General features: G+C 72.5%; 13 protein-coding genes. 8 read left to right on the top strand and 5 right to left on the bottom strand.

Annotated features, from left to right (window positions below; translation table 11 throughout):
- The first annotated feature begins 240 nt into the window (after nucleotides 1-240).
- Nucleotides 241-744 carry a DUF1203 domain-containing protein gene (locus ACFVHO_RS27040; RefSeq protein WP_385719735.1) on the top strand — a complete coding sequence of 168 codons (504 nt, stop codon included), beginning with the start codon at nucleotides 241-243 and terminating at the stop codon, nucleotides 742-744.
- Between the two features lie 3 nt (nucleotides 745-747).
- Here the strand turns inward: ACFVHO_RS27040 and ACFVHO_RS27035 are convergent, their stop codons facing one another.
- Nucleotides 748-1,641 carry a LysR family transcriptional regulator gene (locus tag ACFVHO_RS27035; protein WP_385719732.1) on the bottom strand — a complete coding sequence of 298 codons (894 nt, stop codon included), beginning with the start codon at nucleotides 1,639-1,641 and terminating at the stop codon, nucleotides 748-750.
- 98 nt (nucleotides 1,642-1,739) lie between these two features.
- Here ACFVHO_RS27035 and ACFVHO_RS27030 point away from each other — a divergent pair, with 98 nt between their 5' ends.
- Entirely contained in the window at nucleotides 1,740-2,924 is a 1,185-nt protein-coding gene (locus ACFVHO_RS27030) for an MFS transporter (protein ID WP_385719729.1), read from the top strand.
- A gap of 132 nt (nucleotides 2,925-3,056) precedes the next feature.
- Here ACFVHO_RS27030 and ACFVHO_RS27025 read toward each other — a convergent pair whose 3' ends face one another.
- Entirely contained in the window at nucleotides 3,057-3,254 is a 198-nt protein-coding gene (locus tag ACFVHO_RS27025; protein ID WP_385719726.1) for a hypothetical protein, read from the bottom strand.
- Nucleotides 3,255-3,406: 152 nt separating this feature from the next.
- A complete protein-coding gene (locus ACFVHO_RS27020) occupies nucleotides 3,407-4,426 on the bottom strand; it encodes an aspartate-semialdehyde dehydrogenase (RefSeq protein WP_385719723.1) in 1,020 nt (339 codons plus the stop codon).
- Between the two features lie 224 nt (nucleotides 4,427-4,650).
- Between ACFVHO_RS27020 and ACFVHO_RS27015 the strand changes: the two genes are divergently transcribed.
- The 3 genes from ACFVHO_RS27015 to ACFVHO_RS27005 all read left to right on the top strand — a co-directional run bounded on the left by ACFVHO_RS27015 (nucleotide 4,651) and on the right by ACFVHO_RS27005 (nucleotide 7,973).
- Nucleotides 4,651-5,220 (top strand): RNA polymerase sigma factor, encoded by a 570-nt coding sequence (locus tag ACFVHO_RS27015; RefSeq protein WP_385719720.1) that lies wholly within the window; start codon nucleotides 4,651-4,653, stop codon nucleotides 5,218-5,220.
- The gene (locus tag ACFVHO_RS27010; RefSeq protein ID WP_385719717.1) at nucleotides 5,217-6,209 is read left to right on the top strand and encodes a hypothetical protein; all 993 of its coding nucleotides are present in this window, start codon (nucleotides 5,217-5,219) and stop codon (nucleotides 6,207-6,209) included. Before ACFVHO_RS27015 ends, ACFVHO_RS27010 begins: the two co-directional genes overlap by 4 nt.
- A 264-nt stretch (nucleotides 6,210-6,473) precedes the next feature.
- Nucleotides 6,474-7,973 carry a M28 family metallopeptidase gene (locus ACFVHO_RS27005; RefSeq protein WP_385719715.1) on the top strand — a complete coding sequence of 500 codons (1,500 nt, stop codon included), beginning with the start codon at nucleotides 6,474-6,476 and terminating at the stop codon, nucleotides 7,971-7,973.
- Between the two features lie 108 nt (nucleotides 7,974-8,081).
- On the opposite strand, the gene ACFVHO_RS27000 is transcribed toward ACFVHO_RS27005, so the two are convergent.
- Together ACFVHO_RS27000 and ACFVHO_RS26995 are read right to left on the bottom strand one after the other, a co-directional pair.
- Nucleotides 8,082-11,411 carry a S8 family serine peptidase gene (locus tag ACFVHO_RS27000; protein WP_385719712.1) on the bottom strand — a complete coding sequence of 1,110 codons (3,330 nt, stop codon included), beginning with the start codon at nucleotides 11,409-11,411 and terminating at the stop codon, nucleotides 8,082-8,084.
- Between the two features lie 225 nt (nucleotides 11,412-11,636).
- A complete protein-coding gene (locus ACFVHO_RS26995; protein ID WP_385719709.1) occupies nucleotides 11,637-12,200 on the bottom strand; it encodes a CGNR zinc finger domain-containing protein in 564 nt (187 codons plus the stop codon).
- A gap of 127 nt (nucleotides 12,201-12,327) precedes the next feature.
- Between ACFVHO_RS26995 and ACFVHO_RS26990 the strand changes: the two genes are divergently transcribed.
- The 3 genes from ACFVHO_RS26990 to ACFVHO_RS26980 are packed head-to-tail and all read left to right on the top strand — an operon-like array spanning nucleotide 12,328 to nucleotide 14,233.
- Entirely contained in the window at nucleotides 12,328-12,780 is a 453-nt protein-coding gene (locus ACFVHO_RS26990) for a VOC family protein (RefSeq protein WP_385719707.1), read from the top strand.
- 34 nt (nucleotides 12,781-12,814) lie between these two features.
- Nucleotides 12,815-13,729 (top strand): pyridoxamine 5'-phosphate oxidase family protein, encoded by a 915-nt coding sequence (locus ACFVHO_RS26985; protein ID WP_385719704.1) that lies wholly within the window; start codon nucleotides 12,815-12,817, stop codon nucleotides 13,727-13,729.
- A gap of 57 nt (nucleotides 13,730-13,786) precedes the next feature.
- Nucleotides 13,787-14,233 (top strand): NUDIX hydrolase, encoded by a 447-nt coding sequence (locus ACFVHO_RS26980; RefSeq protein ID WP_385719701.1) that lies wholly within the window; start codon nucleotides 13,787-13,789, stop codon nucleotides 14,231-14,233.
- Nucleotides 14,234-14,388 lie beyond the last annotated feature (155 nt).

The raw sequence follows: 14,388 nt of genomic DNA, 5'->3' as shown, positions 1-14,388 counted from the left end.
AAGCCTGTCCGGCGATTGAGGACGAGCGCGGAGCGCGATCCGGGGGTGGCCCTTTCGGGGCTGATGGTGCCGGGCTGTTGGGCAGGCCGGTGCAAGTTTGGGCGGGTGGGTGGGGGATAGCCCGTCCGGCGTTTGAGGACGAGGCGCGGAGCGCCGAAATCGGGGGCGCCCCCGGCCCAGGGGAAGGTAGGCGTCCGGAAACCGCCAGCCGGAACGCCCCGCAGGGGCGAACCTGGGCCCATGAGCACAACCTTCACCCCGCGCCCCATCACTCCCGACACCCTCAAGCAGCTCCGCGACACCGACGACGCGGGCCGCCCCTGCGTGCCGTTCACCGACCCGGAGGGCGGCGACCCCCTGCGCTGCTGCCTGCGCCCCGCCCGCGCGGGCGAACGCATAGCCCTGGTCTCGTACGCCCCCCTGCGCCGCTGGGCGGCCGACACCGGCGCCGAGCCGGGAGCGTACGACGAACAGGGCCCCGTGTTCATCCACGCGGACCCCTGCGAAGGACCCGAACCGGCGACGGCGTACCCGTACGTCAGGGCGGGCGCACTGCGCGCGTTCCGCCGCTACGACGCGGGCGGCAACATCGTCGGCGGCCGCCTCCTGGAGGTCCCCGAGGACACCACGGCGGGCTTCGACGAGGCCCTCACCGAGGCGTTCGCCGACCCGCAGGTCGCCCTCGTGCACGTCCGCGCCGTGGAGTACGGCTGCTTCCACTTCGAGGTCCGCCGCCCGGCCTGAGCCTCAGGCGGCCGACGCCTCCCCGTCGGCCGCCCCCACCCCGGCCACCGCCCGCGCGAACGCCCGCACCCGCTCCGTCTCCCCGTCCCGGTGCCACACAAGCCCGAGCACCGAGTCCGGCACCCCCTCCACCGGCACGAACACCACGTCCTGCCGACCGTGGTACTCCGCCGTCGGCCGGCACAGCAGCATCGCGCCCCGGTCCGCGGCCACCAGCGTCAGCCCCTCCTGGAGGGTGCGCACGGCGGGCGCGGGCACGGCCGAAGGGGCCTGGGCCTCGCGCCAGTACGCGGGTGCGGGCGCCGTCGCCGAGATCAGCGGGACGTCGGCCAGTTCGGCCGCGGCCAGTGACGTCCGGGACGCGAAGGGATGCCGTACCGACACCGCCACCGTCTGCTGCTGGCGCGAGAACAGCGGGCCGAGCACCAGCTCGGGCTCCGCCACCGGAAGCAGCACGATCGCCGCGTCCACGTCGCCGTTCCGCACCGCCCCGAACGGGTCCGCGAACGGCACCTCGACGATCTCCGTCACACAGCCCGGATGCCGCTTCTGGAACGTGGTGATGGCCTCCATGAGGCGCGCGTCCGCCGTCCCCTGGAAGCCGAGCCTGATCCGGCCCGCCACACCCCGCGCCGACTCCCGCGCCCGTCCCACGACGCCCGCCAACTCCTCGTACGCGGGCCGTAGTTCCGCGTGGAACCGCTCGCCGAGCGGGGTCAGCCGCACCCGTCGGCTAGTACGCTCCACGAGGCGCGCGCCGATGCGCTGTTCCAGGGCGGCAAGGAGTTGGCTGACCCGGCTCTGTGAGACGTAGAGCCGCTCACCCGCCCGGCCGAAATGCAGCTCCTCGGCCAGCGCCAGGAAACACTCCAGCTCCCGGACCTCGAGCCCACTCATACGCGTTCGCCCCGTTCCTCGATCGATGAGCCACGCTCATTCAAGGATGAGAGGTTCGACGTTGTTCCCGGTGACCGCTCGGGCGTTGGCTGGTGCCCATGAAAACCGTGACTGAAACCGCGCCGGTCGTCACCGGACGACGGTCCCTGCCGCTGTCCGTCCTCGCCGTCGCGGCCGCCACCTTCTCCGTCGTCACCACGGAAATGCTGCCCGTGGGACTGCTCACCTCGCTCTCCGACGGGCTGCACGTCAGCGACGGCACCGCGGGGCTCACCGTCACCCTGCCCGGCCTCGTCGCGGCCCTCGCCGCCCTGCTGCTGCCCGTCGCCGCCCGCCGCGCGGACCGGCGCGCCGTGCTGTGCGGCCTGATGCTGCTGCTCGGCGCCGTGAACCTGCTGTCCGCGCTCGCGCCGTCCTTCGCGGTGCTCCTCGGCGCCCGCATCGTCGTCGGCCTGTGCATCGGCGGCGTCTGGGCCGTCGCCGCCTCCCTCGCGGTCCGCCTCGTGCGCACCGAGTCCGTCGGGCGGGCCACCGCCGTGATCTTCAGCGGGATAGCCGTGGCGTCGGTGCTCGGCGTGCCCGCGGGCACCTTCCTCGGGGAACTCGCGGGCTGGCGCTGGGCCTTCGCGGCCGTCGCCGTGCTCGGCGTCGCCGTCGCCGTGCTGCTCGCCGCCGTCCTGCCCCCGCTCCCGCCCACCGAGCCGGTGCGGCTCGGCGTCTTCCCCGAGCTGATCCGCATGCCGCGGCTGCGGATCGGCCTGATCGCGGTGGCGCTGCTCGTCGTCGGCCACTTCACCGCGTACACCTACGTACGGCCCGTCCTGGAGCGGGTGCCGGACCTCGGCGCGGGCCTCGTCAGCGCGCTGCTCCTCGTCTACGGCGTCGCCGGGATCGCCGGGAACTTCCTCGGCGGCTCCCTCGCCGCCCGCGACCCGCGCCGCGCGCTCCTGCTGATCTCGGCGGCGCTCGGCGGCGTGATGCTCCTGCTGGTCCCGGTCGGGGGCTCGCTCGCCGTGTCGGTGCTGCTCCTGATCGCGTGGGGCCTGTCCTACGGCGCCGTCTCCGTCTCCTCGCAGAACTGGGTGATGGCGGCCGCGCCGGGCGCGAGGGAAGCGGCGTCCGCGCTGTTCGCGGGGGTGTTCAACGTGGCCATCGCGGTGGGCGCGCTGACCGGGGGCCGCGTCGCCGACGGGATCGGGGTGACCGAAGTCCTGCTGGTCGGCGGTGGGCTCGCGGTGGTGGCGCTGGGGGTGGTGGCCGTTGCGGGGAACGGTGAGGAGTGACGTAACGGCGAGGAGTCGTGCGTCAGTGAGGAGTCGCGCATCAGCTAGGAGTGACCTAACGGCACCGCGCCCGTACGGACCTGGTCGGGGTCCGTACGGGCGCGGCGGTGTCCCGGGCCTGAGATCGTCAGGTCACGGGGCCAGGCAGCCCGTGGCGGGGACCTCGGCGGGCACACCGGGGTTGGCGACGTCGACGAGGCCGGTGACCTCCTGGACGGCACAGTCGACGGTGGCTACGGGGTCCGGTACGGCGCTCGCCGGGGCGGCGAGCGCTCCGGCGAGGGCGAGGGTTCCGACGGCCATGGTGGCGACGGCGGTGATACGGCGCATGAACTTCCCTTGTGTGGTGCGGTCGGTGCACCGAGGTACTGCCCGGACCCGCCCGGGAGCCATGCGCCGTTTCACTCATCCGTGGGTGGTGAAACGATCCCCCGCGACCAGCGGGTTTCCCCCGCCGCGGCCGCGAGCCGGGGGGCCGGGACTCAGGAACCCGAGAGCTCCGCCGCCACCAGCTCCGCGATCTGCACCGCGTTCAGCGCGGCGCCCTTGCGGAGGTTGTCGTCGGAGATGAAGAACGCGAGGCCGTTCTCGACGGTCTCGTCGCCGCGGATACGGCCCACGAAGGACTCGTCGCGGCCCGCCGCGAGCAGCGGGGTCGGCACGTCGGTGAGGACGACGCCTTCCGCGGCGGCGAGGATCTCGGTGGCGCGCTCGGGGGACAGCGGCCGCGCGAAGCGGGCGTTGACCTGGAGGGAGTGGCCGGTGAAGACGGGCACGCGGACACAGGTGCCGGAGACCTTGAGCTCCGGGATCTCCAGGATCTTCCGGGACTCGTGGCGCAGCTTCTGCTCCTCGTCGGTCTCGTTCAGACCGTCGTCGACGACCGAGCCCGCCATCGGCAGGACGTTGTACGCGATCGGCGCGACGTACTTGTCCGGCTCGGGGAACTCGGCCTGGTCGCCGCCGTGGGTCAGCTTCGGCGCGTCGTCGCCGACCTTCTTGACCTGCTGGAACAGCTCGTCGACGCCCGCGAGCCCGGAGCCGGACACGGCCTGGTAGGTGGCGACGACCAGCGAGGTCAGCTCCGCCTCCAGGTGCAGCGGCTTGAGGACCGGCATCGCGGCCATCGTCGTGCAGTTCGGGTTCGCGATGATGCCCTTGGGGCGGTCCGCGATGGCGTGCGGGTTCACCTCGGAGACGACCAGCGGCACCTCGGGGTCGCGGCGCCAGGCCGAGGAGTTGTCGATCACCACGGCGCCCTGCGAGGCGACCTTCTCGGCGAGCGCCTTGGAGGTGGCGCCGCCCGCGGAGAACAGGACGATGTCCAGGCCCGTGTAGTCGGCCGTCGAGGCGTCCTCGACCGTCACCCCGTCCAGGACCGAGCCGGCCGAGCGGGCCGAGGCGAACAGGCGCAGCTCGTCGAGCGGAAACTTCCGCTCGGCGAGGATCTTGCGCATGACCGTGCCGACCTGACCGGTGGCTCCGACGATTCCGACCTTCACAGGGGTCCCTCCGTAGTTGCGTGCCTGGCTGCGGCAGTCTCCTGCCCGGGCGTGCGGCCGTCCGGCCAGGGGCGCTGCCGCCGCCGCTCCATGATGCGTCTGTCCACGGCCGCTTTGTCCAATCCATTGTCCGAGGTGCGGGACGCCACATCCACGCGAACGTTTCGGCCCGCTGCGGCGTCCTAGGGGAAACGCGGGCACGCGCGCGAAACAGGGGAGGGCCATTGCTGCGCAGAATCACGCGCCGCGAACCACGCGGACCACGCGGTCAGGGGGGACCGGGGGGACACGGGGGACCCGAGGCCGCCGACCCGCTGGACCCGGCCCAGGAGGACCGGGTCCGGGCCGTCCTGTCCCTGGGCGGGGTGCCGCACGGGGAACTGCAGGACGGGGTGCAGCAGGTCAGGCTGCGGCTCCTGGAGCGGGCGGCGAAGGGGGAGCAGGCGCCGCGTGACGTGTCCGCGTGGGCCGCTGTGGTCGCCTCGAACTGGGCGATGGACTTCCACCGCGCCCGGCGCCGCCAGGAGCGGCTCGGCGAACGGCTCGCCGCGCTGCGCCCCGCGGAGGCCGGTGCGGACGGCGCCGAGTCGAGGGTCCTCTCGCTGGCCGTGGCGCAGGGCCTCGACGCGCTGCCGGACAGTCAGCGGCAGGTCGTCGTGCTGCGCTTCTACGCCGATCTGCCGGTCCGGGACATCGCGGCCGAGCTGGGCATCCCGGAGGGCACGGTCAAGAGCAGGCTGCACGCGGCCGTACGGATGCTGCGGACGCGGCTGCACGAGGGAGAGGTGGTGTGACCGTGGCGCACGAGGAGAGTTACGACGCCGTCGACGCGCTGACGCTGGCGGTCACGGACACACCGGTGCCCGAGGCCGTGCGCGCCGACGAGCGGTTCATGGCCGAGCACGCGGCGGCGGTCGCCGACGTCGCGGCGCTGCGCGAACAGCTGCGGATCGTGGGCGAGACGCTGGCGCGGGGGCCGGAGGGGGAGGCGCGAGCGCGCGAGGAGGGGCGGGAAGGGCAGGAAGGGGAGGAGGGCCAGGAGGGCCAGGGCCGGACCCGCCTGGAGGGCCGGGAGAGCCAGGGCCGGACCCGCCCGGAGGGCCAGGAAGGCCAAGGCCGGACCCGCCCGGAGAGCCAGGAAGGCCAGGGCCGGACCCGCCCCGAGGACCCGGCCCGCACAACCCCCCTCCCGGCCCCCGCCCTGCCGCCCGCCACCCCCTTCCGCGAGCCCGGCGCCGCCCGCCGCCGCACCGTGCTCGCCCTCGCCGCCGTGCTCGCCGCCGGAATGCTCGGCGGCCTCGTCTGGCTCGGGGCGAACGCCGGGACGGGGGACGGCGACATGGCGGGCGGCGACGGCGCGAAGCACGCGGCGCCGGAGCTCAGCGAGGGGCGGCAGGAGGCCCCCGACGCCTCGAAGGCCCCGGACGACTCGCAGGACGATTCGGACGGCGCCGGGGACAGCCGGTCGCGCGAGGGCTACGTCGCCTGCGCGCGGCTCATCGTCGAGGGCACCGTGCGCCGCGTCGAGGCGCTGCCCGGCGGCACCCAGGACCGGATCACGCTCGACGTGTCCCGCTACCACAAGCCCGCCGGGGGCAAGCCGAGGATCACGTTCGTGATGGACGCGGACGTGGACCCGCGGCTGCGGGCGGGCGACCGCGCGCTGATCGGGATCAGCGCGGGGGAGACCACGCCCGACCTCTGGACGACGGGGAAACGGATCGCCAAGGACCGCGCGTGGATCGAGAAGGCGCTCCCGGGGGCACGCGGCGTGCGGTGCTGAGTGACACCTTCCGGCGGCACCAGGGGTCGGAACACCGCATTCCGGGGCGATGACACCCGGAGTACTGAGTTCCGGTGACAACTGCGTGAAGGCGCGGTTGCGAACCCGGCGAATCCCCTGAACTGGGGTTTCGCCGGGCTAACGTCCTTCCACCGCTCGCCGGTGATCACCGCCGCACGCCGGTCGCGTACCCGACCAGTACCGACCGCGTGCCCGACCACGGAGGTCACCGGCGCCGAACCGACCACGCAAGGAAGGACCTCCGTGCGCGCACCCCGCAGCCGGACCACGGCCGCTCTCGTCTCCGCGGCCGTCGCCGCCCCCCTCCTGCTCGCCGCAGCCCCGGCGGGAGCCCAGGACGCGCCCCGCGCCGCCGGGCACCACTCGACGCAGTCCGCGCAGGCGAAGAAGCTCGCCGAGAAGCTGGTGAAGAAGTCCACCGGCAAGAGCGCCTACCGCCACCTGGAGAAGTTCCAGGAGATAGCCGACGCCAACGGCGGCAACCGCGCCGCGGGCACCAAGGGCCACAAGGCGTCCACGAAGTACGTGTACGACCGCCTGAAGAAGGCCGGCTACAAGGTCTCGTACCAGGACTTCACGTTCTACGAGTCCGAGACCCTGCGCGAGAGCGCCGCGGTGCTCACGCCCGACGCGCGGAAGCTCGACGCCCTGGCGTTCGACTTCAGCAAGTCCACGCCCGAGGGCGGCATCCAGGCCCCCCTCGCCGCCGCCCGTGTCGACGACACCCCGGGCTGCGAGGCCGACGACTACACGTCCGACACCTTCACCGGCAAGATCGCCCTGGTGAAGCGCGGCACCTGCACCTTCGCCGAGAAGGAGGCCGCCGCGGCCAAGGCGGGCGCCATCGGCCTCGTCCTGTACAACCACTCCGGCGACCAGCCCGTGAAGGGCAACCTGGAGGTCCCGGCGAACGCGCACATCCCGGCCGTCGGCATCACCAAGGCCGAGGGCGAGAAGCTGGCCGCCGACCTCGCCAAGGGCGAGGTCAAGGTCTCCGTGGACGTCGCCACCAAGGCCGTCCCGCACAAGACCCGCAACGTCGTCGCCGAGACCCGCGGCGGCCGCGCCGACCGCGTCGTCGGCCTCGGCGCGCACCTGGACTCCGTGCCCGAGGGCCCCGGCATCAACGACAACGGCTCCGGCTCGGCCGGTCTGATCGAGGTCGCCGAGAAGCTCGCCAAGGAGACCAAGGGCGGCAAGAAGCTGACCAACAAGGTCCGCTTCGCCTGGTGGTCGGCCGAGGAGCTCGGCCTGCTCGGCTCGGACCACTACGTCAAGTCGCTGTCGGCGAAGCAGAAGAAGAACATCAAGCTGTACCTGAACTTCGACATGATCGCCTCGCCGAACGCGGCGGAGCTGGTCTACGACGGCGACGACTCCGACAAGGTCGGCGAGGGCGCGGGCCCGGCCGGTTCCGCCCAGATCGAGAAGCTGATCAACGGCTTCCTCGACAAGAAGAAGGTCCCGCACTGGGGCACCGACTTCGACGGCCGCTCGGACTACGGGGCGTTCATCGCGAACGGCATCCCGGCCGGCGGCACCTTCACCGGCGCCGAGGGTCTCAAGACCGAGGAGCAGGCGGCGAAGGCGGGCGGCAAGGCCGGTCAGCCGTACGACCCGAACTACCACGGCGCGGGCGACGACCTGAAGAACATCAACCGCAAGGCGTTCGCGACGAACATCGACGTCATCGCGCACGCGGTGGGCACCTACGCCCACGACCTCAGCTCCCTGAAGAAGTGAACTCCTGCTTCCTGAAGAGCTGATCGCGTTCTGAAAGAGCTGATCGCGGTCTGAACAGCCGAACGGGGCGGGCACTTGAGTGCCCGCCCCGTTCTCATGCTGTCAGCGTCACGGAGTGACCTTCTCCACCGTCACGCTGCCCGTGCCCGCGACGGTCCCGCGCGCGTTCAGGAGGTTGACCTCACCGAACAGGACGCGCCCCGCGGCGGTCGGCGCGCTCGCGACGACCTCCGCCGAGACGTCCGCGGACGCCCCGTTCGCGAGCTTGACCGTCTTCGACTCGTCGACCTTGATCTGGCCGAGCGAGTCGGAGAAGAACACGTCGCGGTAGTCGTACGCGGTCGAGCCGGACGGGATGGAGTAGCCCGCGACCTCGATGGTGTACTTGCCCGCGGCGGGCTTGGGCAGGCTCACCGACTCCTCGGAGTCGCCGTCCGCCGAACTGCCCACCGGCACGCCGTCCTTGAGGACCGTCAGGTCCAGGTCGGCGGCGGCGTCGGCGGTCGAGCCGATCGCCACGTCGAGCCGCTCGGTGCCCGCGGGCACGTCGACCGTCGTGGTCTGCTTCTCACCCTGCTTGATGGTGGGACGCGTGGTCGCGGCCGAGCCGAGCGTGCCGCCCTTCAGCTTGCCGTCGACGGCGGCGTAGTCGTTCGTCGCCTTCCAGGTGACGGGCGCGGCCTGACCGGCCTTGGCCTCCGCGACCTTCTGCGGCGCCGGGGCGAAGGACACGCCGAGCGCGGCGACCTGAAGCTTGTACGGGTTGTCGAGCAGCGGCGACGTACGGCGCGACTCGACCTCGATCTCCCAGACGCCCGGCGTCGGGTTCGCGTACGAACGCAGGTCGGGGCGGCAGGTGTTGTCCGGGTTCGGGAAGTTCGGGTAGCAGACGAGCGAGGACGTCGACTCGGCCGGGACGCCGTACGGGTGGATGGAGATGAACCGCGTCTGGCTCTTGTCCTTCAGGCCGCCGAGGGCGACCTCAAGGGTCTTCGCGCCCTTCGGCACCGTCACGAAGAGGGACTTGGTGCCGTTGCGCTGCACCGAGCTGGTCGACGAGGTGGTGAAGGAGGGCTTGGCGAGGTCCTTGGCCACGACGACCGTCGTCATGATCTGGTGGTCGATGCCGCGGGTGCGCTTGTCGTTCACGGTGAGCACGGCGCTGGAGACGCCGTAGGACTCCGGCTTGGCCTGCACCTTCACGGTCACGGCCGTGTTCAGGGGCAGCAGCACGTCGTCGTCGCCGACCAGGCGGAAGGTCTTGCCGTGGTTGTTGGCGAAGGCGAGCTTGTGCATCACCGGACGGGCCGGGCCCGTGGTCCGCTTGATGGTGACCTTGTAGGTCTTCTTCTGGCCCTTCTTCAGGCCGCCCTCACGGTCGTACAGGCCGGTGCCGGGCTTCTTCAGCTCCTGCTCCAGGGCCGTGTCGACGGGGGCCTTGACCGTGTACTCATGGGCCTTGGCGCCGCCCTTGATGGCGCTCCAGGCGTCCACGACGTCGATCAGGCCGGTGCCCTGCGCGTAGGCCTGCACGCCCGGGATGCGGTGGGCGGTGGAGGTGAGCGCGGTGCGCAGCTTGGCCGGGGTGAGGTCGACGCGCTGCTGCTTGGCGGCGCTGAGCAGGAGCGCGGAGGCGCCCGCGGCCTGCGGCGACGCCATCGACGTGCCCTGCAGCATCGAGTAGCCGGCGGGCAGCTGGTAGCCGGCCTCGGCGGCGGGGCCGCCCGGCAGCCAGGTCTGCGTGGTGTTGATGGCCGAGCCCGGCGCGGTCACCAGGGGCTGGAAGCCGCCGTCCTCACGCGGGCCGCGCGAGGAGAAGTTGAACATGGCGTTCTTCTTCGTCACCTCGGAGCCGTAGTTGGCGGCCCAGGTCTCCTTGGAGACCGAGGCGCCCACGGAGACGACGTGGTCGGCGAGGGAGGGGTCGCCGATGGTGTTGGCGCCGGGTCCTGAGTTGCCCGCGGAGATCACCAGCTGCACGCCGTAGGTGTCGATGAGGCGCTTGTACAGCTCGGCGCGCGCGTTGTTGCCGTCGTTGAGCGCGGGCAGGCCGCCGATCGACATGTTGACGATGTCGACGCCGCGCTTCGTCACGAGGTCGATCATGCCCTCGGTGAGCGCGACGTTGGTGCAGCCGCCGGTCCAGGTGCAGGCGCGCGAGGACACCAGCTTGGCGCCGGGCGCGGCGCCGTTCATCTTGCCGCCGAACAGCTTGTTGGCGGCCGTGATGCCCGCGACGTGCGTGCCGTGCTCGGACTCGATGAGGCCGATGTTCACGAAGTCGGCCTTCTTGCCGACCCAGTCGCCGCCGTAGGGGTCGGTCGGCACGTCCTTGCGGATCTCGACGACGAAGGGCACCCGCTCGGCGACGTCGGTCGCCGGGTCGTCCTTGCCGAAGTAGCCGACCTGGTGGTTCTTGCCGTAGGGCTTCATCGGCGCGTCGTCGCCGAAGTCCTTGTTGTCGTTCAGGTCGACGCGCACGGTCCCGGCGGCCGGGTCGTACAGGACGCCCCAGGTGTCGGTGGTGTCGCCGTCCCGGTTGAGGTCGCCCTTGGCGTCGCCGCCGGTCGTGGCGGCCTCACGGAAGCGGCTGATCTGGTACGAGCCCGCGGGGGCCTTCCAGGAGTCGCCGTCGAACGTGAACGTGGGCCCGGACACCGGGTTGGTCATCCGGCGCCAGGTGGCGTCGGCGTCGACGATCGGGTCGGTCGCCGTCACCCAGTCGGTGATCTTGCGCTCGCCGGTCGAGGTCTTCTGCAGCGCCGGGTGGCCGAGGTCGACGCCCGAGTCGAGGATGCCGATGGTGATGCCGCGGCCGTCCGCCTTCGGGTTCTTCTTCACGAAGTCGACGGCGCCCGTCTCGAAGGACGGGTTGTACGGGTTCTTGGCGGGCGTGTTCTTGTCCGGCGCCGGGTAGGCGGCCCGGCCCTGCGCGGACTTCGCGCCCTTGGTGCCGCCGGGCCTCGGGTCGTCCAGCTCGATCTCGTGCCGCAGGTCGATGGCGTGCACGGAGGTCAGCTTCGACGCGGCCTTGATCGCGGCGTCGGCGCGCGCGGTCGGGACGGCGGCGCGGACGTAGCCGAGCTTGTCGTAGGTGCGGCCGACGGAGCCGCCCTTGACGGCGTCCAGCTCCTTGGCGACCTGCTCGGTCGCGCCGGGCGCGGTGGCGACCATCATCGTGACGGTCTTCTCGCCCTCCGCCTTGGCGTCGGCGAGCAGTTCGGCGTCCTGGGCGCCGAGCTTCGCGGCGGCGTCCTTGGGCGCGGGGGCGGCCGGGACGGGGGAGGGGCCGTCGGCGGCGAAGGCGAGCGGGAGCGGGGCCGCCGCGCAGAGAGCGGCGGCCACGCCTATCGCGGTGGCGAGGCGGGCGGTGCGTCTGGCGCGGTCGCCGCGTCTCGCGCCCTGGGGCGCGTGGTGTGGATCGAGGGTCATCAGCATCCCTGTACGTAAAGATCGGCTGGTCGAGCCGATGCAGCGAAGGGTCCGGAATACGGGGCCGGATGACCGCTCAGCTTTACGTAAGGGGTGCCTGTTTGGGGAGAGTTGCCCGGGGCTGGAATGGTCCGATGGCGTACTTCCGCCATACGCCATCGGGAACAAGGCGCCCCATAACGGGATCTGACGACCGGGAGGGCGCGGCCGGAAGCCGCCCCGAGGCCGCGACTAGCTGTCCCGCGACCGCGCGTAGTGACGGGACGCCTTCGCGCGGTTGCCGCACACGGCCATCGAGCACCAGCGCCGGGTGCCGTTCCGCGAGGTGTCGAAGAAGTGCAGGACACACGCCTCATGGGCGCAGCCGCGGATCCGGTCGGGCGCGGTGGTGAGCAGCTCCAGATAGTCCCGCGCGGCCAGCCACGCAGGCCCCCACGACGGATCCGCGAACTCGGCCTCCTCGCCCGGCCCGTCCGGCGTCAGCGTCGCCCGGACCCTGCCGTGCGCGAGCACCGCGTCGACGCGGGCGACGGCGTCCGGGGCGCCGCCCGGCTTGCCCGGCAGATCGACGAGACCGGCGAGGGCGTCGCGGGCGCGAAGCAGCCGCTCCAGGGTGCGGCCGTCGGCGGCGAACCGCCCGTCGAGGCCGTTCGCCCCGAGCCAGACGGCGAGCCCTTCGACGTCCGTGAGCAGGTCCGCGCGCACCCCGTCGTGGACCCACCGGGTGTTGAGCAGGTCCAGGGAGAGGGGTTCGCCGGTGAGGGGGCGGGGGTCGGGCGGGGTGGTGACGGGCATGGGGGCTCCCTTCGGCGCTAACCGCTCAAGAGTACGTGACCGGTTGACCTCTGCGATCTATAACCTCTAACATGAATGTAGACGGTTAGCCCGCACGGGCGGGCCACCCCTGTCGAAAGGCGGCACGATGCCTCCGCACGCCCCCCGCACGGGTCACATCGGCCTGAGCGTCACCGACCTCGACCGCTCCCTCGCCTTCTACCGGGACGTGATCGGCCTCGAAGTGATCACCGAAGGCAAGGAGGAGGACCGCCGCTTCGCCTTCCTCGGCCACCGAGGGGCGCTCACCCTCACGCTCTGGCAGCAGGCGGAAGCCCCCTTCGAGCGCGGCCCCGCGGGCCTGCACCACCTCGCCTTCGAGGTCGACACGATCGACCGGGTCCGGGCGTACGAGGCAGAGCTGCGGGCGTACGGAGTGGAGTTCGCCTACGACGGCGTCGTGCCGCACGGCGAGGGCGCCGCGTCCGGCGGGATCTTCTTCCACGACCCGGACGGCATCCGCCTGGAGATCTACGCCCCGACCGGCGCCGAGTCCGCGCAGGCGCCCGTGGCGGCGGCACCGACCTGCGGCTTCTTCTAGACCGACCCGCGGCTTCTTCAAGAAGGACGGCCCCGTGGACACCACGAACACCCCACCCGACCCCTACCGCCCGGGCTCGCGCGCCGTGCAGGACCGCGTGGGCGTACGCCAACTCGCCGATCACGTCGGCAGGTCCATCGGCCCCGGCATCCGCCCGGTGGCCGCCGCGTTCCTCGAACTCCAGCCGATGCTGGTGATCGGCGCGGCGGACCCGGCGGGCGGCGAGGTGTGGGCGTCCCTGCTCACGGGCGAGCCGGGCTTCGTACGGGCGACGGCCCCGCACCAGATCTCGCTCACGACGCGACTCCCGGCGGGCGACCCCCTGACGCCCGCCCTGCAACGCGAGGGCACCCCCGTCGGCACCCTCGCCCTCGACCCGCGCACGCGGCGCCGGATGCGCCTGAACGGCAGGGCGCGGCCGACCCCGCGCGGCCTGGCGATCGAGGCGGACCAGGTCTTCTCCAACTGCCCGAAGCACCTGCAGCGGCGCGAACTCCTGGGCACCCGAACCCCACAGGGCACCCCGCACAGCACGTCCGGCACCGCCCTCACCCCCGCCCAGCAGCGGCTGATCACCGAATCCGACACCTTCTTCCTCGCCACGGTCCACGAAACCGGCGCGGACGCGAGCCACCGCGGCGGCAACCCCGGCTTCGTACGCGTGCTCTCACCCCGTGAACTGGAGTGGCCCGACTACCCCGGCAACGCGATGTTCCTGACCCTGGGCAACCTCACCGCCGACCCCCGGGCGGGACTGCTGTTCCTGGACTGGACGACGGGCGCCGCGCTGCAGCTGACGGGCACGGCCACCACCGCGTACGCGCCCGACGGCAGCCGCACGGTCCGCTTCTCGGTCGCCGGGGTGAGGGAGACGGCAGGGGCCTCCCCCTGGGTCTGGTCGGCCCCGGAGTACTCCCCGGCCAACCCGCCTCTCCCGCTCACCGGGTGACCGGGCCGCGGGGGAACGGGACGTGCTGATCCGGTGTACGCGGTCTAACGTCGGCCCGTGCACAAAGAACTGCGGGTGGCGGCCTACGCCGTATGCGTACGCGACGGGTCCGTGCTGCTCGCCCGCTGGGTGGCGGGCGACGGCAGCAAGCGCTGGACGCTGCCCGGGGGCGGCATGGACCACGGCGAGGACCCGTACGACACGGTGATCCGGGAGGCCGAGGAGGAGACCGGCTACGCCGTGGAGCCCGTCACGCTGCTCGGCGTGGACTCGCTGCGGCGCCGCTATCCGAGGCGCCTCGGGGCGGTGGCGGACTTCCACGGGGTGCGCATCGTGTACGAGGCCCGGATCACCGGGGGCTCCCTCCGCCACGAGACGTCGGGCTCGACGGACCTGGCGGCGTGGCACCCCCTGGACGACGTCGCCGCGCTGGACCGCGTGAGCCTGGTCGACGTAGGCCTCGCCTTCTGGCGCACGCGCCCGACGGACGGGCATCTGCCGTAGCCGGAGGCTCCCCAAGCCCGCCCCTTCCCGTAACTGGGGCTCCGCCCCAGACCCCGCTCCTCAAACGCCGGAGGGGCTAAGACTTAGCCGCACATTTTCTAGCCCGTCCGGCGATTGAGGACGAGGCGCGGAGCGCCGACAAGCGGGGGTCCGGG

This window comes from Streptomyces sp. NPDC127108 (assembly GCF_042677545.1).
In the GTDB taxonomy this organism is placed as follows: domain Bacteria; phylum Actinomycetota; class Actinomycetes; order Streptomycetales; family Streptomycetaceae; genus Streptomyces.
This window is presented reverse-complemented; position numbering and strand designations above follow the sequence as displayed.